A 20348-nucleotide genomic window follows, 5' to 3' on the forward strand; every position below is an offset into this window, starting at 1 on the left:
AAAGGAAAAACAGTAACCATGAAGTCTATATTTAAGAATTTATCATTGCTTTTAATCATATGTCTGAGTTTTGACATAACGAACCATGCTCGAGCACAAGAAGGAGATCAAATCCTAGACGGGATTGGCGAAACGGCATTGATAGCAAGGTATACTTTTAAAGGAAATATTCGAGACTGGTCAAGGAACAATTTCCACCTTAATTTTCAAGGCTCAAGCATCAAATATGAAGAGGATGAAAAATTCGGCGAGGTCTTAGCCTTGTCAGGGGTTACAAATGATTACTTCACCATTCCAAGCGACGCCATCGCAGACATGGAGTCTATGAGTATTTCTACCTGGATCTATCCTCGATCAAAGCAATCAGGTCAGACGCTACTTGAATTTGGGAAAAATCCGAAAAACAAACTTGCCGTAAATCCACTTGGAGTGAAAGATGAAGGCATTTTCCATGCTTCATTGCAGTCAGAGGAAAAGCAAACTGAAGTAAAAGCAAGCGGTTTACCAATCAACAAATGGTCACATATTACCATCGTAATCAATATCCCAGCAAAGAGCTACGCTATTTACATTAACAATAAACTTGCAGGAGAATCAAAAGACTTGAGCATAGAGCTTGGTCAAATATTCGATCAAGATGACAATGAAAAAAACGTACTTAACATTGGAAAATCATTTGACCCTATACTACCTAATTTGAATGCTTTACTTCATGACTTTAGGTTCTACAGGATAGCCCTCAGTGAAAATCAAGTCAACTCCATATTCCAAAATTCCACAAAAGGAGCCAGCCAAGAAGGAACAAGAATTGCTAAAAAAACTGATGAATTACCTACCTTCCCTTCATCACACCCTCAACTTTACAATGAGTATTTGATAGAGGTTCCTGACATCGAAGTAGAAACAAGCATAGGTAATCTTCCAAGGCTTCCTAATATGATCGAAGGAAAGTATCAAGGACAGCTGAATGGACCAAAGGTAAAGGTGATCTGGCCAGCAGACAAGGACAATCAAGCTGTGCTTCAGGCGAGCACTTATACCATTACAGGAAAAGTGCCAGGAACTTCATTTGCTCCAAAAGCAAAAATTATAGTAAAAGAATCCAAAAACATCACTCCACCAGTCAAAAAGTTAGCCTCCTTTGCCCTAGATCAGGTCACACTTCAGACTGACAAAAATGGATCAGACACCAAATTCATAGAAAACAGGGATAAGTTTGTCACAACTTTAGCTGAAACTGACCCAGATTCATTTTTATACATGTTTAGAAATGCCTTTGGCCAAACTCAACCAACTAATGCCAAGCCTCTTGGCGTTTGGGATAGTCAAGAGACAAAGCTCAGAGGCCATGCCACAGGGCACTATTTGACAGCAATTGCTCAAGCTTACGCTGGATCGGGTTATGACAAGGAATTGCAAGCTGTATTTTTCAAAAAAATGGATTACATGGTCAACACACTCTATGACCTTGCCCAACTATCGGGAAACAAACACCCAGATCATCCAACTTTTGAGTCAGACCCTACAGCTATCCCATATGGACCCGGCAAATCAGGATTTGATTCAGACCTTAGCGAGGAGGGTATCAGAACTGACTATTGGAACTGGGGAAAAGGATATATCAGTGCCTACCCACCAGACCAATTCATCATGCTAGAGCAAGGCGCTAGTTATGGAGGGCAACAGCATCAAGTTTGGGCTCCTTATTATACCTTGCATAAAATCCTAGCTGGCTTAATAGATATCTATGAAGCGACTGGAAATAAAAAAGCCTTGGATATTGCTATAGGTATGAGTGACTGGGTTTATGCTCGCTTGAGTCAACTTCCAAATGAGACTTTGGTCAATATGTGGAGTACCTATATTGCAGGTGAATATGGCGGCATGAATGAATCAATGGCAAGGCTCTACCGCCTGACAGCCAACGAAAACTACATGACAACTGCCAAATTGTTTGACAATGTCCGCATGTTCTTTGGAGATGAGCAACACTCCCATGGTTTGGCAAAAAATGTGGATACCTTTCGAAGCCTTCATGCCAATCAGCATATTCCTCAAATCGTAGGTAGTATAGAGATGTATAGGGCTTCCAGTGAACCCGAGTACTTCCAAATCGCAGATAATTTTTGGTATAAGGCTGTCAATGAGTACATGTATTCCATTGGTGGCGTCGCAGGTGCCAGAAATCCGGCTAATGCAGAATGCTTTATTGCAGAACCATCTACTTTATTTGAAAATGGGTTTTCATCCGGAGGACAAAATGAAACTTGTGCTACCTATAACATGCTGAAATTGACCAATGAACTTTTCTTGTTTGATCAGCGGGCTGAGCTTATGGACTACTATGAACGTGGACTTTACAATCATATACTAGCATCAGTGGCCAAAGATAATCCAGGTAATACCTATCATGTCCCACTCAGACCAGCCTCAATCAAGCATTTTGGCAATCCTCGAATGACAGGGTTCACCTGTTGTAATGGTACAGCCATAGAGAGCAGTACAAAGCTTCAAAATGCCATCTATTTTAAAAGTATTGACAACAAGGAACTATATGTCAACTTGTTCGTTGCTTCAACTTTGGACTGGGCGGAGCAAAACTTCAGCATACAACAATCCACCTCCTTCCCCAAAGAGGATCAAACCTTGCTTACGGTCAAAGGAAATGGCAAACTGGATATCAAAATCCGAGTACCTTCTTGGGCGACTAAGGGATTTAAAGTATCGATAAACGGTAAACTTCAAAAGCTAGAGACTAAACCTGGAACTTACCTGACAATCAGCAGAAAATGGAAAACAGGTGACACCATCAAGCTTGAAATGCCTTTTCAGTTCCACCTAGATCCAGTAATGGATCAGCAGAATATTGCAAGTTTATTTTATGGTCCTATATTGCTTGCAGCTCAAGAGCCTGAGGCTAGAACAGATTGGAGAAAGTTAACTTTGGATGTATCTGATATCAGCCACACTATAAAAAGCAATGGCAATCCACTTGAATTTATCATTGATGGGGTATTATTTAAGCCATTCTATGAATCTTATGAGAGGCATTCTGTGTACCTTGACTTTAATCTGAAGTAAAAAAACCAAAGAATTCAATGTCCCTTACGCTATCAACTCACCTAAATCCCCAAAAATATATTGGGATTTAGGTGAATTGATTAGGTAGAACTAAATATTTATAGGCATTGAAATAGTTTGGAATTGCTGAAAAAAATCAACCTTATTGACCTTCTACTGAAATAGATTAACAAATTTCACAACTTATTGAAATTAAAACACTTAAACACTCATTTCACAGAGAAGCAAAAGTTAGCTCATAAGATTGGCTCAAAAATACTAACTGAAACATATATAAAGGAATCCGTACATGGATCAGAAGAGGATCGTGAAAGGTATCCAGAGCGAATGAGTGACGCAGGATCATAAATATGGGATTTAAAAATTGAAAAAACCTCAAGTTTGATGTAAGATATGGTAGCTCCCAGTTTTTCAACCAATTGAATGCATTTCAAAAAAGGTGAATTTATGGAGTTCAATTTTCTAAATTTTGGAATAAATCAAAACAATAATTTATTGAGATCAAGGGTTCATTTAAGCATTTGAACACCAGAATTTTAAAATCAATCAAAATTGTAAGGCAATTTGATTTCAAATAAAGTGCCTTTGTTCTCTTGACTTTCAAAGGTGATTTTTCCATTCATTGCCATGACCAATTCATGAACGATATTCAAACCTAAACCAGTGCCTTTTATACTTGTAGTATTACTACCTCTAAAAAATGACTCAAAAATTCTAGGCTGATCTGGTTCAGGAATACCAATCCCATAATCCTTCACAGACAAACAAAAGTAATCGCTCATATAATTGAGGCTAACTTCTGGTTTGGGAGAATCATCGAAGGAATACTTAAAGGCATTTTCAATCAGATTGCCTAAGATATGTCGAAGCTTCGCCGGGTCACTATTTGCATATCTATTTTCATTGGGAAAATGAAAGATTAAAGCCCTTGCAGAAACATTATTTTGATCAAAATCAAATTTTAGGTTTAAGATAAAATCTCGGAGATCTATCATTTCAAGATTTATTCTAATATTCTTGTTCTCATGTTTTTCAATTATCAGCACATCCTCAATCACCGAGGTTAGCCTTTTTACTTGATCATTTATTCTTTGAACATGGTGATTCATTTTATTGCTCAATTTAGGATCGGATATTTCACTCAAAAAATAATTTAGTAGCTCACTGCTACTTAAAATAATCGATAAAGGCGTTCTAAACTCGTGTGAGGTCATTGAAATAAACCTCGATTTTAGACTATTAAGTTCTTTTTCTTTCCACAGAGCTTGCTCAATCTTTTGATACATTTCCTCTTTATCAGAAACATCCCTCGCAGTACTTATAATTTGAAAAAGATTATTTTGATGATCAGTAACTACTTTTGAAATAGTCTCAAGCTGGATGTTTTTACCTGTAAATGGGTGAATAACGGTAACTATATTTTTGTATATCCCATTACTTTTTTCGTATCTTTTTTGAGTAGAAGCGATTTCACTAAGTACAAATTCTACCTTTCTACCCAAGAAAAACTCTGGAGAATAGCCTATAATATGTATAACTGAGGGAGAGACATATTCAAAAACCATATCCTTGTTTATCAAACAAATAATGTCACTTATGTTTTGCTCTAAAAGTTTGAACCTATCTTGAGCTAGTACCTTTTCATTTTCGAGCTTTCTTTGTTCTTCGAGAATTCTTGAAAACTTAATCAAGTTGCCATAAGAAAAAAGTATAGGACTCAAAAACTCAATGTCATCAAGAGAATATGGGTCTTTTCTATTAGCAAGTCCTATCAATCCCAAAAACTCATGATTTTTCCAAATAGGTATTCCAATAAAACTTCTGATTGAAGGATGTCCCAATGGAGTCCCCATTTTAGATTTATCATTTCTCGCATCATTTGAAATATAAGTCTCCCCTGATCTCAATACATGGCCATACAAAGAGTCGTAGTTAGAAAAACTCATGTCTGGCTTGTGATATTCTTTTATATATGCATCATCATCAGCCATAGCAAAAGCATGAGGGAGCATTTTCCTTTGTCCATAGTCATCCTCTATCACTTCACAGATAAACCCCAATTGGTCACCAGTGAGTTTGATCAATTTATTGAGCATCGACTTCAAGATATGCTTATAGTCCTTATTTGTAAATAAACTTAATTGAGCTTCAGAAATAATTTGAAGAATATCACTTAATTCTTGAGTTCTTATTTCAGTTTTCTGCAAACTAATTCCTTGAATAATATTTTCAGTTACATCTAAAAAATTTCCTTGATATACGCTATCAGTCGAACTATCAGAAGATAAGCTCCTCCACATTCTAACAGCAATCCAGAGCATACCTTTGGAGGTATTTGTCCTACAGACAAAAGTTGACCTCCCATTTTTTTTCAAAAGTGTGAGATGAGTAAGCACCACATCCCAGTCTTCTTCAGGAACATAATTCTTCCAAGCATATCGATTTGATATCATCTCCTTCCTGTCCAAACCATAATCTTCTATAGCCTCAGAAATAAAATCAAGCTTATCTAAATTTGCACTCATGAGAAAATGGACTTCTCTCAAGTCATGGTCAAGAAGTTGAGAGAAGTTCTGACTTGAACGATCCATCAGATTCACATTCGTGCTATTATCTAACACGAACATGGTGCCTACTACATTTGTGTTAAGTTTATGCTTCTCAAAAACTTTATAGGCTTTCACTTTTACTGCTATAAAACCATTCAACTTGGTCATTACTTTACAGTCAAGCTCACAAGAATCCTTCTCATTATTGACAAGTTTCTCAAAATTATTATTGATTTGAAGTACACTAGAATGGTCAAAAAAACTAAAGCATGATTTCCCAAGACTTTCTTCTAAGCTATAGCCAAAATAATTTTCCCAAGCTTTGTTGAGAAATATAAAATTACCAGTTTGATCAGCTTTAAAAACAATTATCTTTTTTGAATCAATCCAATTTTTATCTTCAATGAGCATGGCAAATGATATATCTTGACCCCTAACTTTTAAGATTTAAATATAGCATATCTAATTCAAAGAATGGGATACATTTATGATTGATTAAGTGTAAGCATCATATTTTTTTTTCTCAAAAATCATATATTAATGAATTCATTAATTTCAACATACAACCCTTTTATTTGACAATAAATCACTTTTTACAAATCAATTTTATCAAAAACCTAAAAAAAAGAAGGTTTTATTTGAATTTTTAATTCTTCACAATCTTACTTTTTACACTTAATTAACTAATGACTCCCATTGATTTACAAGTAGATATACATCCTACTAAACAGGCTACCTAATCAATTAAATTTCATAGTGTAATACATGCGGAAGCGCTTTGCTCACCAGCATCTATGTGCCTAAACTTCCATTAAAACACTACATTATGAAAACAGTACAATTACTACCAGACGATCAAGATTTACTATTTATTGATTCTAAGCCACCAAAATCAAATGATCTGCAAACAGAGATTTCCAAAGCATATACCTATTTAAACTTGTTTATCAAGCGGACTTTGGATTTGTTAATGGTTGCAGTATTTATGCTATTTATAGGCTTCTGGCTTTTCCCTATCATTGCATTGATCATCAAGTTGGACTCCAAAGGACCTGTATTTTTCAAACAATTGCGTCATGGAAAGGACAATAAACCCTTCTACTGCTATAAATTCAGGAGTATGGTGATCAATAAAAGTGCAGATACCCAGCAAGCCACCAAAAATGATCCCAGAATCACCAAAGTTGGTAAGATAATCAGGAAAACTAGTATCGATGAACTGCCTCAGCTGATCAACGTTTTAAAGGGAGAAATGTCAATCGTAGGTCCGCGTCCTCATCCACTACCTTTGAACTTGGAGTTCTCCACAAAAATTGATGGCTTTATGGACAGGCATCAGTTCAAGCCAGGACTTACAGGATTGGCACAAGCCAGAGGATTTAGAGGAGAAACTGCTGAATTTCATCAGATGTACTCCCGATACAAGCTTGATGTTCTCTATCTAAAAAAATGGTCTCCTTGGTTAGACATTAAAATCATTTGGATGACAGCTAAGTCTTTAATTTCAAAAACTGAAAATGCCTACTAAATTACTGTTTGGATAAGTTTAAATGATTACTATTACGGACGTTCAATAAAGAGGCCTTCTTTGAAGGTCTTTTTTTTTATGCCTCAAAGATAAAGGCTAGAAATATCCTAGCCTTTATGCATTCACTCTTTGTAAGCCTTATGTGGAACAGTTGATCATTACAGATCACTATCCTTAAATTTAAGGAGCATTTCTCAGGAACAAAAAACAAAGCCATTATCTTCAATTAAAAGCCTATTTATATAAACCAACGGTCTTTTACCAAAGGAAAACCTTACTTCTTATACCTGAAAGTTGAATCCAAGTTATTCTTGGATGTACAAAGATATTTCTATTGAGGAATCCTTGAGTGGGAAGATTTTTTCGAAAAGAGTCTCTCCCGAGGGGAGATTGATCATCAGCTTGTATGTTCCTTTAAATCCTCGGAAACGGTGAATTCCAGAATCTTGAAATTCTTTATTTTCTTTTGTCCACCATTCATTATAAACTAAATCTAAAAATGCTTCCCCGTTAGGCTTCAAGTTTCCTTGGGAGGTCCAAAGAGCTGCGTTTGGATACCAATGGTTTTCTTCCCAAAAACCCCAAAATAGAAACCCGCTGACCTTTGGATGAGAAAAACAGATTCTCATAAAATCCTTTGTAAAACTGGCCTGCAAGGCCTGAAGATGCATAGGCATAGTAGTCAATCGACCTCGCTGTCCATATTGAACATCAAACTCAGTAACCTTCATACTCATGCCAAGCTGGGAAAATAATTCAAGTTTTTGATAGACTGTGGGTATTGCTGGAAGGCTGTGCAGTTCAAAATGTGACATAAACCCGATCCCATCAGGCTTTATTCCTTGTAGAGCAAGCTGATTGATCTTGTCAAAGTATAGAACAAACTTCTCTCCTCTTTGGGTTAGCACTTTACTTTCATTGACATAGAATTTTAAATCTTCTTGTTCTTTCAATGCAAATACCTTCCGATACAAATCAATTCCATATTTATCTTCAAGGAGTAACTTATTTTTATGATCTATAGAAACCAAATGATTAATTGCATCCCATTCTTGGATATAAGGTTTTGTCACATTTAAAAGCTGATTTATATGTTGTAACTGACTGAAGATGAATTTTTGCTTGTCCGTATAAGTTTCTAGATCCATCACATCTTTCAACCGATCATAATCTAGAATAGGAGCCCAAAGCAATGTATGACCTCTGATCTTTTTCCCCTTTTGATGAAGCTCTATCATGGCTTTCATGGTAACTTCTTGACTTTGGGTATACCATTGTTTCCACTTTAGGTCATTTTCAAAAACCACTTCATTGAAGTACCTATCTACAATCGAAGCATAGGATTCAAGCTTTATGTAATCAAGGGCATCTATAGCAGTCCCAAAAGCAAAGTCATGGGCAATCTGTTCTAAAGAGATCGTAAGTGGCTTTTCATGCTTTGAATCCAATTCAATTTGAAGAATAATATCGCCCTTTCTTAGGCTATCTATTCTTTGGTTGGCGGCTTGTCTCCATGAGTCATCATTGCTCTGATAAGCTGCATGCCAGTCCTCCTCAATTGATTTGACCTGACATTTGACACATAAAGGTATTTGAAATAAAAAAATCAATACCAAGTAAATGCTCTTCAATTTTTTACTTTCTCCTTGCATACTAAGTAAAGAAAATGAGGTAATCCCAATAGGTATCTTTTCCATAGTTTTTTGGGCTGAAACACAAGTCTCATCAGCCATTCTCCTCCGTGATTCGTGATAAATTTGGGTCCTCTTTTATCAATCCCTAAATAATGACGAAATAAAGCCCCTGTTGCAAAGATAGCTGAGGCATGAAGTTTAGAATAGTTTTCAAAAGCCCAATTTTCTTGTATAGGCATACCCATACCAGTAATAATCAAGTCTGCTTTGCTTGCATTGATCCTATCAATTAAAAATAGGTTCTCCTCTCCTGATTTTTGAAAAAAACCATGATGATGGCCAGCAATTTGAAGATCGGGGAAGTCTTGTGCTAATCTTTCTGCAAACAAAGACACCACATCTTGTTGATCCCCTAATAAGAATACCCGCTTCTTAAGTTTAATGAGCATGAGGATAAGGTCCTTGAACCAATCTGGAGGAGTCATTCTCTCACCAATTTCACGTTGTAGAATTTTTCCTGCAAGCTGAACACCAAAGCCATCACAAAACAGTACGGAAGAATTGTTGATCACTGCCCTGTAGTAGTGATTTTTTTGAGCTAAGGTGACGCCATGTGCATTTACATAATTTATCAAGGCTATGTCTTGATTTTGACAAAGTACTTTTTCAAAGTAGTTTAAAATTTCTTCTTTGTTTACACTGTGAATTTGAACCCCCAGTATTTCAATAAAAGGAAAATCAGATTTAGCAAGTAATTTTTCCATATGACAGATTTTCAAGCAATTCAATTTTTAAATAATACTTCATAGTTTTTTAAAATGATATCGACATCAAACATCTCAGCTCTGCTGATTTGAGCTGCCATATCCATAGGAGATTCCAATGCTCGTTGGATGGTTTTTGCCATTTCTTCTGGATTACCTACTGGGGTAAGGTATCCATATTTTCCTTGCTCAATAATCTCGGAAGGACCACTTTTACAATCTGTTGATACGATAGTCACTCCAGCAGCTAAAGCCTCTACTACAATATTTCCAAAACCTTCCCACAAAGAAGAAAGAACAAATACATCGCATTTTGCAATCCAAGCGATGGGATTAAGCTGAAATCCAGCAAAAAAAACCCTGTCAGTCAAACCAAGAGCCTCTGAGTAAGCGGTCAGTTTCTCAAGCTCATCTCCCTCTCCTACAATGATCAGCTTCACTTTTGGATTGGGTATGTAGTTCAATGCTTGAATTAAAGTACCAAAATCCTTTTGGGGTGTCAGTCTACCTACGCCAATCAAAAACTTGGTTTCTTCATCCTTAGGCCAAGGAAATGCAACTTCCAAATGTCTATTGAGATGCATCTGTCGATTGAAAGCAGGATTATAAATTACTGAGATGTTCTTTTTAGATATTAATGCTACTTTGGCTAGATCGTCTGCAACACCATGAGAAACGGCAACAATACCATTGGCAAACCTGTATAAAATAGGTATCAAGAAAAAACTCAATTTATACATTCCCCAAGGCGATTCTTTGAACTCCTCCAACGTATTGCTTCTCTCTGAAAGGATCAGTTTACAATTTGCATTTGCGAAGGCTTTGGCTAATAAAGCTATGATATTAAAGTGAGGGACTGCGGTAAACATGGTATCAAATTCATGTTTTCTAAGTAAAGTTCTGAGCTTGAACAAGAGCTTGAACCTGTTATCTGTCTCAGCGCTGAGAATTTTCACCCCTGGATTCAAATTCTCTCGGTATTGGCCTTGGTCTCTGGCCAAAAAGAAGGTCACCTCATCTCCTTTATGATCAAAAAAATTAGCCACATTGACCATCATTCTTTGAACCCCACCTTGGTTTAAGTTAATGTAGAATAGCAATATTTTCATGGATATATTTTTGTTTTTTTACCTTATTATGCAAGCTTACCGTGACCACAAAGAATAGCCAGAAAGCATCATTATGCTTGATGGTCGAACTTTCGATCATGTTGTAGAATATAAAAAAGAAAAAGAATGAGGCTGTCCATAAAAATGTTAGGTCAGGGTGTTTGGAAAGCCAAAGGATGGCAGAAAAGAATGTTTTCAAGATGATCCATATCAGCCAAACAAACCCAAGAAATCCAGCACTAATTATCACATCGACAAAGCCATTATGTGCTTGGTAGATATTATTCCAATTCATCTGAGTCCAGACCTCATGGCTTATAGACTCATTTGTCCAAAAATTCTCAAAACCATATCCTAAGAGTGGCTTTTCGAGAATAAAATCCCAAAGAATAATCCATAATGGAATTCTTCCTGTCAGGTCTGCTTCTTTACCAAATAGTCCGAATATGTAATCAACTTCGATAAAAACGAAAAGTAATAGACTCAAGGTCAGCACAATAAGCCCAATCAGTTTGACATTTTCTCCTTTTAAAGATACTGTACATACAAACATGAAAGCTAAGCTCGCTAAGGCAATCAAAATTGCAGAAGTTGAATCTGAGAAGTAAATGCATATTATTGAAATTAATATGAGAAGTAAATGTCTCCTTTTCCGATAGACCAAATACAAAAAGCCATGAAGAAGAGCTTGCAACGCCATAATTTTCCCAAATTTGTTCTTATGAATAAAAACCCCTTTCCAAGCACCTAAATGCATTCCCATGTTTTGGGTATCATCCATCTTGCCTATATCCCCTAGAAAAAAGATTACAAATAAAGATGTGATGGTGATGAGCAGCAGAGCGACTTTACTGCAATTCAAAAAATAAAGTAGGTTTAATTTTTGGCCTAAATTAAGCGCAATCAAAGAGGAAAGAAAAAACATCAAACAACGCTTGCTTGCCACGACGCTTATCTCACTGTACAGAAAAGAGAAAGAAACCAAAACTATCAAACCAAAGAGCAAGGAATTTTCCAGAATAGCTTTGATGAGTAAGTTCAAGTTAAAATTGACTAGGTAAGATATATAAATCCCTAAAAACACAATTGTATATAAGAATCCAGACTCACTAGCCGATACCCCATCTTGGTCTTGAACTAACAAAGGAAAGAATGCTCCGCTAAACATGATTAATAAAAAAACATGAAAGCTATAACTGACTAGTGGATAAAAAGCTTTAGGTTGGTTCATTTTCATCTAAAAAAATTGATTTTGAATAATCGAAGTATACCTATGTAAACCAGTGACCCTACAGGCGCGAGAAAAAGCAAACGAAAATGAGCGGATGCTATGCTATTTTTTGCTAAATACAAAAGCAATCCCATAATCATTGAGCTAATGAGAATTTTAAGACTACTTAGCAGTGGAAGCGGTAACTTATACACCCTTCTTGATAGAATTGCGCTTGCAATTAAGGCAACAAAAAAGCTTACCAATGTAGATATAACGGCACCAAAAACCCCAAGCCATGTGATAATAAACAGATTGAGTAAGATATTGACCACAGCTGCCAAAATCACAGGATAAATCTGAAGGTAAGTCCTTTTGCCCAACTGAAAACCTTGATCAAAGTAAAAATTTTTGAAACCAACCATCAAAGTACCTAAAACAATGTATGGAATTATTTTTTTGGCTTCTTCGGCAAATTGTTCACCAATGATCAGATCTACTACTTCGCTGTTCAAGGCCATGAAACCAAAAGCAAGTGGCATAGCAATTTTCAAAAGTAAAATTAGGTTTTCAGACAGTTGATTATTTGCAGCATTGACCCCATCATTTTCCAATGCTCTAATGGCTAATGGAAAGCTTCCGAGATTTATTGCTGTCATGATCACCCATAGACTTTGTCGAGCTAGGTCATAAGCAACTGCATACAAACCCGTTTCCTTTTCCCCCAAAAAATAGTTGATAAAATATCTGTCAGATGAATTGAATATAAAAGTCATTCCAAAGGTGATCGTAAATGGTATTCCATATTGGAGAAACTCTAGAAAAAACGTTCTATTGAAGTATCTCAAATTCTTAAAAATGAGTTTGCCAATATGCCGCAAGCATAATCCTGTTGTTAAAATGGTACTTAGTGCAATTGCCAATAGGATCCCACTTGCTTCAAAACCTAGGTGAAGCAGTGTGATTCCAAAAAGTAGTGCAAAAGTCGATTTTATCATGAAACTGATGGCATATTGCTTTACTTCAAGATTAGACCTCAAAATTTCCAAAGCAATTTCAAAAAAGGCTTCTGTCCACAATAGTAAAAGTGCTACATAAATCAATGACCTTAGCTCTTCATTAGGTAGGATCCATAGGGTACCCAAGACAAGAATTAGGCTAAGAAACCCAGCAGTAAAAAATCCAGCTGCAATGCTTCCATAAAGTTCTCGCTTATCTTCTTCATGTCTGAACTTTGGCAAATAACGCAATAGAGACATCCTTATCCACTGAAACAACAGGGTATTCAGCAAAGTCACGCTGGAATATGCCAACGCATAGCGACCATAGACCTCTGGGGAAAGTAACCTGGTATAAATGGATAGTGCTGCAAAATTGATTAAACCAGGCACTCCACGTCCAAGCAGGTATATTAAACTATGTTTTCCTTGTTTACTCACTGGAATAAAATAATAGGTTCATCAAATCAGCAACTTCTAGAATAATAAATGACTAAGGAAAATGGGCAAATAGATTTAAAATGGGTCACGATATTTCTAGCATTAAATATATCTCATTAATAAAGGTTGAGGTAAAAGAAAACCCCATATATGTAAAAGATTAAATCAATGGAATCTATTTGATAATGAAATGCAGTTGCTTTTTCTACTCCTTTACATCAATTTTAAAATCAACTTCAGTAACCACCTATTGGCATCTCGATTTGCAAAAAAGTAACTAACAACACTCATGGAGACTATTAAAGTAACTTAACCAACAATCAACTCATGCTTAACAGAGGAATGAAGAGGATCAACCAAATAGTTGCCAGGGTTAAATTCTTCGAGTTGATTTTTTCTTAAATAGGGTTTGTCAAGATGAATCTTGATTTTGAGAGTGTATGTCTGCAATCATTTAACTGAACTGGTAGTGATCATACAAAACCAATACATACAGTTTAACCTTAGATTCATCTTTCAAGATTCCTAAGAGTACTTCGAACATGCTATAAGCTGCCTCGCTAGCTGGTACAAAACACACCAAATCTAGCAAGGCAACATATTCATCACAACAAATTCTCAATACATAGGGGCAGCATAAGCTTGAAAACAATCGATTCCAATATCTTGAGTACCAAGATCTATTAATTTCAAATAAACTGCACTTTTATGGAAGTAAAATAGCCGATCAATAGGATTTTCGATGTCTTTCGATTTTATCATTGTCTAGAAGATAGAAATCAATTAGGAAGACTTTCCAATAGCGTATACCCTAAATCCTATTTTTTCTAATTTTTGCTTATCTAGTAAGTTCCTTCCATCAAAAATTTGACAAGGCTTTTGCATCTGGTCATAGATTTTTTGCCAATCCAATTCTCTGAACTCATCCCATTCCGTAAGTACTGCAATGGCATGGGCTCCTTTACAGGCAGCATAGGGATCAAACTCGGATTGAAGTAATCTCCTATTTTCCACTTTTGTACGAGTATTTAAGTAATCGATGTCGTTGTACATTTGATCTTCTGAAACTTTGGGATCATATACATATATATTTGCGCCTTCATTCAGCAGCAAATCAGCGACATAAATGGCTGCTGATTCTCTGGTATCATTAGTATCCTTCTTAAAAGCCCAACCCAGAAAAGTTATTTTTTTACCACTGACTGTATTGTAAAGGGATTTAATAATTTTCTTTGCGAATCTACCCTTTTGATGATCGTTGATTTTGATGACCTGCTCCCAGTAATCCGCTACTTCAAACAAGCCATAGCTTCTACAAATGTAGACGAGATTCAATATATCCTTTTGAAAACAAGACCCCCCAAACCCAACTGATGGCTGTAAAAATTTAGGCCCAATTCTACTGTCCTTTCCTATAGCTCTGGAAACTTCATATATGTCGGCCTCCGTGCTTTCGCACAATTCTGACAAGGAATTTATTGACGAGACCCTTTGGGCAAGGAATGCATTGGCAGTAAGCTTAGACAATTCTGATGACCAGACATTGGTACTTAAAATTCTTTCACTTGGAACCCAATGAGCATATACATCCACCAAAGCTTGTATAGCTTCTAAGCCTTCTTCTGTTGAAGTATCGCCACCGATCAAAACCCTATCTGGATCTAATAAGTCTTCAACGGCCGTACCCTCTGCTAAAAATTCGGGGTTGGATAGAATTTGAAACTTGTAACCATTGCCTGTATTGTCCAAGATATCTTTAACTGCCTCTGCTGTTCTGACAGGAAGAGTTGATTTTTCGACTACTATTTTGTTAGATTTCGATGCAGAAGCAATTTGTCTAGCGCATTTTTCGATCCATTTCAAATCAGCTGCTTGTCCCTTCCCTTCTCCATACGTTTTGGTAGGAGTATTGACCGAAATGAAAACCATATCAGCCTCTTCTATGGCTAAATCTACCTCTGAAGAAAAGAATAAATTCCTACCTCTAGCCTCGCCCACAATGGCATCAAGACCTGGCTCATAAACGGGTAAAGCAGACAAATCCTCACTGTTCCAAGCGTCTATTCTTGCTTGGTTGATGTCAACTACTTTCACTTGTATTTGAGGGCATTTCTGGGCAATTACTGCCATAGTAGGACCTCCTACATACCCTGCTCCTATACAGCAGATTTTGGATATATTCATGATATAAATGTTTGTTGGTGATTTAATATTTGAATTTCAGAGGCTTCAGACTCATGGATCAAGGCCTATGGAAAAGTTTTAAATTATGCTTTTGAAATATTTTATGCTTTCTATCAAGCCCTCTTCCAACTTCACCTTCGGTTCCCATCCAAGTTCCTCTTTGGCTAGCTGAATAATAGGTTGTCTTTGAAGTGGATCATCTTGTGGAAGGGGCAAAAATCTGAGCTTGCTCTTGCTCTCAGTTAATTTTATGACCAACTCAGCAAGTTCAAGCATCGTAAATTCTACCGGATTACCAATATTGACAGGACCAGTAAAACCTTTCTTTGAGTTCATTAACTTGTACATCCCATCAATAAGATCTGACACATAGCAAAAGCTCCTAGTCTGCATGCCATCACCAAAAATGGTAATATCCTCTCCTCTTAAGGCTTGAACGATAAAATTACTCACTACCCTACCATCATCAGGATTCATCCGAGGTCCATAAGTGTTGAAAATTCTCATAACTTTGATATCAAGACCATGCTGTCTATGGTAGTCAAAAAATAAAGTTTCTGAACATCTCTTACCTTCATCGTAACAAGCTCTTATCCCTGTAGTGCTTACAGAACCTTTATAGCTTTCAGGCTGTGGGTGAATTTCAGGATCACCATATACCTCTGATGTACTCGCTTGTAGTATTCTCACTTTCAACCTTTTGGCTAGTCCAAGCATATTAATCGCTCCAAGCACTGAGGTTTTTGTAGTCTGGACGGGATCAAATTGATAATGAATAGGACTTGCTGGACATGCTAAGTTATAGATCTCGTCTACTTCCACATACAATGGAAAAGTGATGTCATGTCTTAGAAATTCAAATTTCTTATGGGATGATAAATGTTCAATATTTACTTTCCTTCCTGTAAATAAATTATCAACACATAACACTTCATTCCCCTCTTGTAATAGCTTGTCGCATAAGTGAGATCCTAAAAATCCAGATCCTCCTGTAACTAAAATTCTTTTCATGTTTTTATTTTAGACTTTAACTTTTCTTCTGTGAATTTTGGGCTTTTTAAAACAGCTTCGTGGATTATTACTCATGTGATATCCTGTGTTATAACCCCCCGGCTGAGATTAAGTAAAAATATAGGGGAGAATCCAACTATCCTATAAAAGTATAATCTAAAATATGTTTAATTAAATAAAGTGGTATAATTTGATAATTAAATGCTATATTTATTTAATTATTAAAATCTAAGCAGGTGAAAAAAAAAATATGTCAATTATCAAAAAAGTCTCATAAATGATCCGCTTTGAAAGAAAGTCTAAAGTCCTCATGACTTAGGCTGATCGAATGAATCCAAGGTCAATGTAAGCTTGAGATTTTAGTATCAATGGCAGTTAAGAGAAGACTTCAAACTTGCTTAATTTTATTTTTTGCGCAATAGTCTATCCCAAAATGATCTAGGAACTGAATCAAAACCATAGGACTCATATGCACTATAATTATACGAATAGCCATAAGTCCTCCTGCTCCAGCTGTGGTCTGTATCATTTAGAATTGCATAAAATTTCTGGTTAGGATTCTTGGCCACTATCTCATTTAAAAGATGAACATTTCCTTTTTCAGAGACATTTTGTCTCAACACAAATAAATTTATATCCACCAAAGTTGTCAAGGTCAAAGTTTCAGAAACAATACCTATTGGAGGACTATCTAAAATAAGGATGTCATAGGATTCTTTGATCTGATCTATCATAATTTTAAAATCTTCTTGATCAATCAATTCTGAAGGATTTGGAGGAATAGGACCTGAGCAAAGCACATGTAAATTTGGTACGGATGACTTCTGAACAAAATCTTCCCAAGGTATATGCTTACTTAAACAAGTACTGACACCTTGACTATTAGAAATACCGAAGTGCTTAGCTAGTTTTGGCCTGCGAAGATCCAAGTCTACAACAATGGTTTTCTTACCTAATAATGCAAAAACACTGGCTAGATTTATCGCACAAAAGGTCTTACCCTCTCCTGGTGAAGCTGAGGTCATGAGAATACTTAATTTTTTGTAATTCGGTTTTAGAAATGCCATGTCTGATCGGAGTATTCTAAAGGATTCTGCTATTAGTGACTTTGGGTTATCTTGTACAGCAAGGCTACCCTCTGTGTTACTTCTACCGATAGTTCTTAGCAGTGGAACCGTACTGTTCTTTTCAATGAACTTAGGATCTTTGATTGTATAGCTGAAATAACTTCTGCTTACCACGAACATGAAAGGTATTAAAAAGCCTAGAAAAGCTCCAATGGCTAAATTCTTAGCTTTCTTTGGCGCTATTGGCTTATCTAAAGATCTGGCATATTCTAAGATCATGTTCTTTGACATACTTGACGCTTTACTTATCTCAGACTCAGCTCTTTTTTGAAGTAGATACAGATAGATATTTTCATTGATATTAAATTGTCTCTGAAGCCCTACAAGTTGCTTTTCTGTCTGTGGTAAAGTGTTGATATCAGCATCAACTTCCACTATCTTTTGATTGATCTCCAACAGTGAAGATTTGGTATTTTTTATAGCTGATCTAATGTTCTCTGCAATCTGATTCTTGGCTGCTTCCAATTGTGTATTGATCTCCCTAATGGCTGGTGAATTGGGAGAATAATATCCTTTCAAAGTGGTTTTTTGACTTTGAAGTTCAACGATGTTGTTTATCATAGCATTGAGAATAGGATCTTCTAAGCCCACAGCTGAGGGCGAAATCACTTGATCGTACTCGTCAATGGCCAGATAATTCAATAAGTCATTATAATATGTCAAACTCAGTTCGATACTAGACTTTTGTTTTTCCAATTCTAAATATTTTTGATAAATCATCGTCCCTTCCTGACTCAGATTGAATACCCTATTTTGACTTCTAAACTGTTGTAATTTATCTTCAAAAAAAGAAAGTGAGTCAGTGATAACAGCAAGCTGTCTATCTATAAATTGAATGGTTTTTTCTGCTGCTCTATTTTTTTCATTCAACTCTTTGTCTAAGTAATTTTCCATCAGTAGGTTAAGATAATGCTCACCTAATTTTTTAGAAGTAGATTGAAAGGTCAAGTTTATGACTGAAGATAGCTTATTTACAGTTTTGATATTCGTTTGTTCCTTGAATTCCATGATCAAGCTTTGACTATCTTGAATTTTAAAGAAAACCGTTTGACCGGGAAAAAAACTAACATTATTTACCTGCAATTTCATGAATTCGTAAACAAAAGGTAATCCAAAAGTACCCTCCAAGATAGCCAAATCACTCAAGTTTTCCCACTTGACCAAATGTTTAGGATCTTCAGGTATATACAATGCGTGTGGTGTATCGATCACATGTATTCGAAACCTTTCATGGCCAATAAATTCCAAGCTAAACATACCTCCAATCAGCTGTGGGTGGGTCCAGTCCACAAAAATTTCAATGGGAAAATGTTCAAAAATTTGATTGTAAGTAAAAAGACCCTTCTCATAGTAGGAAACATTCAAGTTCATACTGTTCAATGTCTTTTCTAAAAGAGGATAAGATTTGAGAATGCTGATTTCATTTTCAACATTGCTTTTCGATTGCATGAATTTCATAGGCTCAAATAAATCCATGCCCAGACTCGGCATTTCTTCTCCAATCAAGACTGCACTTTCAATTTGATAGATATCTGGACTAGACTTGATATAAAAAAAAGCTAAAAGCAATCCTAAAAATATCCCGACAGAATATAATTTCCAAGAAGCAAGAAGATCTTGAATTTTTTCTTTAAAATCTGAAATTTCATTCAAAGAAATCTCTGTGGACAATTGATCTTTCAAAAAAGGAGAAGAATTAGTGTTCATAATATTTTGAAAATTTTATTTATTGATCAAAGTAAGCACCAAAGCAACCGCAGTTATAGAACTGGTAATGAGCGTCAAAGTCTGAGTTGCATTGACCCCAGAACCTAGCTCTCTGATTTTCATGGGCTCAACATATAGCAAATCATTAGGCTGTATAAAGTAATAAGGAGAACTTATGAGATCGATGTCGTTAAGATTGATCCTATGAACTATGGCACCATCAGGGTACTGACGGACTAAAGCCAAGTCATTTCTTTTTGCAATGGTTGTCAAATCTCCTGCTTGAGAGATGGCTTCAAATATTGTCAAACGATCTTGGAGGACTCCATACTTTCCTGGCTTATTGAATTCTCCTAGCGCAGCAAAGCGAATTCCACCCAGCTTGACTTTCACTTGATAATCATTGATCAATAGATGAGCATATTTTTCCATAAGCTCTTTTGAAATCTCCTTTATGCTCTTGCCACTTACAAGAACTTCGCCCACTCCAGGCAAAAAGATCAAACCATCCTCATCTACTGTATACCCTGTAGTGTAGTAAATACTTCCACCTGATTGCGCAATTTGACCTAGCACCATGTTATTTGATGCATAATTTTGCCTTCCCTGATTAAAATCAGCTGTTAAAATATCTTTCTGTGTAATAATTTGGACTTCTAAGATATCCTGAGCTTGTATTTTGTAAGTTGTAGGCTCATACTTTAACAAAGAGTCTTTTTCCTGAGCTTGATGCTCGGAAAGATTTTGTAAATAGATCAACTTCTTGTTAGGCACACATGCTTGAAACAATGTTCCCAATAGTGCAAAGGTCAATAAGTAAATGTGTAATTTCATAGTGAAAACATGATGAAGTTCTAGGCAAAAATAGCCTGGCTCCTTGAGTACATTCATTCTTAATAAAGTGCAATTATAATCATATTCTAAGCCTGAGAACAAATAGTCAACTCATGTCTAAAATCAATAGATTTCTCAAAACCTGCTTATACTAGTTGGAAATGACTATTT

Annotated in this window: 12 protein-coding genes; 2 read left to right on the top strand and 10 right to left on the bottom strand. The window is 36.0% G+C overall.

The annotated features are described in order from the left end of the window. Positions 1–18: 18 nt before the first annotated feature. Positions 19–3081 carry a beta-L-arabinofuranosidase domain-containing protein gene (locus tag MM214_RS01565; RefSeq protein ID WP_241291196.1) on the top strand — a complete coding sequence of 1021 codons (3063 nt, stop codon included), beginning with the start codon at positions 19–21 and terminating at the stop codon, positions 3079–3081. Between the two features lie 542 nt (positions 3082–3623). Here the strand turns inward: MM214_RS01565 and MM214_RS01570 are convergent. Beyond that, a complete protein-coding gene (locus tag MM214_RS01570) occupies positions 3624–6041 on the bottom strand; it encodes an ATP-binding protein (RefSeq protein ID WP_241291198.1) in 2418 nt (805 codons plus the stop codon). 415 nt (positions 6042–6456) lie between these two features. On the opposite strand from MM214_RS01570, the gene MM214_RS01575 reads away from it, so the two are divergent. Next, positions 6457–7158 (top strand): sugar transferase, encoded by a 702-nt coding sequence (locus MM214_RS01575; protein ID WP_241291200.1) that lies wholly within the window; start codon positions 6457–6459, stop codon positions 7156–7158. Positions 7159–7463: 305 nt separating this feature from the next. Here MM214_RS01575 and MM214_RS01580 read toward each other — a convergent pair whose 3' ends face one another. From MM214_RS01580 to MM214_RS01620, 9 genes are all read right to left on the bottom strand, one after another. Beyond that, the gene (locus MM214_RS01580; protein ID WP_241291202.1) at positions 7464–8855 is read right to left on the bottom strand and encodes an endo-1,4-beta-xylanase; all 1392 of its coding nucleotides are present in this window, start codon (positions 8853–8855) and stop codon (positions 7464–7466) included. After that, complete coding sequence (locus MM214_RS01585; RefSeq protein ID WP_241291203.1) at positions 8786–9556, bottom strand: WecB/TagA/CpsF family glycosyltransferase; 771 nt, start codon at positions 9554–9556, stop codon at positions 8786–8788. Before MM214_RS01585 ends, MM214_RS01580 begins: the two co-directional genes overlap by 70 nt. A 20-nt stretch (positions 9557–9576) precedes the next feature. Further along, positions 9577–10665, bottom strand: a complete 1089-nt coding sequence (locus MM214_RS01590) for a glycosyltransferase (protein WP_241291205.1) — start codon at positions 10663–10665, stop codon at positions 9577–9579. Next, the gene (locus tag MM214_RS01595; RefSeq protein WP_241291207.1) at positions 10640–11833 is read right to left on the bottom strand and encodes an O-antigen ligase family protein; all 1194 of its coding nucleotides are present in this window, start codon (positions 11831–11833) and stop codon (positions 10640–10642) included. The genes MM214_RS01590 and MM214_RS01595 overlap by 26 nt, the downstream gene beginning before the upstream one ends. A 65-nt stretch (positions 11834–11898) precedes the next feature. Continuing rightward, complete coding sequence (locus MM214_RS01600) at positions 11899–13314, bottom strand: oligosaccharide flippase family protein (RefSeq protein ID WP_241291209.1); 1416 nt, start codon at positions 13312–13314, stop codon at positions 11899–11901. A 783-nt stretch (positions 13315–14097) separates the two neighbouring features. Further along, positions 14098–15498, bottom strand: coding sequence for a UDP-glucose 6-dehydrogenase (locus tag MM214_RS01605; protein ID WP_241291211.1), 1401 nt, complete (start codon positions 15496–15498; stop codon positions 14098–14100). A 78-nt stretch (positions 15499–15576) separates the two neighbouring features. After that, on the bottom strand, positions 15577–16509 hold the full coding sequence (locus MM214_RS01610) for a UDP-glucuronic acid decarboxylase family protein (RefSeq protein WP_241291213.1): 933 nt from the start codon (positions 16507–16509) through the stop codon (positions 15577–15579). 404 nt (positions 16510–16913) lie between these two features. Beyond that, positions 16914–19343, bottom strand: a complete 2430-nt coding sequence (locus tag MM214_RS01615) for a GumC family protein (RefSeq protein ID WP_241291214.1) — start codon at positions 19341–19343, stop codon at positions 16914–16916. Between the two features lie 15 nt (positions 19344–19358). Continuing rightward, the gene (locus tag MM214_RS01620; protein WP_241291216.1) at positions 19359–20177 is read right to left on the bottom strand and encodes a polysaccharide biosynthesis/export family protein; all 819 of its coding nucleotides are present in this window, start codon (positions 20175–20177) and stop codon (positions 19359–19361) included. Between the last annotated feature and the right edge of the window lie 171 nt (positions 20178–20348).

Origin of the sequence: Belliella kenyensis (genome assembly GCF_022549675.1) — a bacterium.
Lineage (GTDB): Bacteria > Bacteroidota > Bacteroidia > Cytophagales > Cyclobacteriaceae > Belliella > Belliella kenyensis.

Coding starts and splice junctions, on each gene's coding strand:
- MM214_RS01565 (WP_241291196.1), top strand. CDS start 19: ATGAAGTCTATATTTAAGAATTTATCATTGCTTTTAATCATATGTCTG.
- MM214_RS01570 (WP_241291198.1), bottom strand. CDS start 6,041: ATGCTCATTGAAGATAAAAATTGGATTGATTCAAAAAAGATAATTGTT.
- MM214_RS01575 (WP_241291200.1), top strand. CDS start 6,457: ATGAAAACAGTACAATTACTACCAGACGATCAAGATTTACTATTTATT.
- MM214_RS01580 (WP_241291202.1), bottom strand. CDS start 8,855: ATGGAAAAGATACCTATTGGGATTACCTCATTTTCTTTACTTAGTATG.
- MM214_RS01585 (WP_241291203.1), bottom strand. CDS start 9,556: ATGGAAAAATTACTTGCTAAATCTGATTTTCCTTTTATTGAAATACTG.
- MM214_RS01590 (WP_241291205.1), bottom strand. CDS start 10,665: ATGAAAATATTGCTATTCTACATTAACTTAAACCAAGGTGGGGTTCAA.
- MM214_RS01595 (WP_241291207.1), bottom strand. CDS start 11,833: ATGTTTAGCGGAGCATTCTTTCCTTTGTTAGTTCAAGACCAAGATGGG.
- MM214_RS01605 (WP_241291211.1), bottom strand. CDS start 15,498: ATGAATATATCCAAAATCTGCTGTATAGGAGCAGGGTATGTAGGAGGT.
- MM214_RS01610 (WP_241291213.1), bottom strand. CDS start 16,509: ATGAAAAGAATTTTAGTTACAGGAGGATCTGGATTTTTAGGATCTCAC.
- MM214_RS01615 (WP_241291214.1), bottom strand. CDS start 19,343: ATGAACACTAATTCTTCTCCTTTTTTGAAAGATCAATTGTCCACAGAG.
- MM214_RS01620 (WP_241291216.1), bottom strand. CDS start 20,177: ATGAAATTACACATTTACTTATTGACCTTTGCACTATTGGGAACATTG.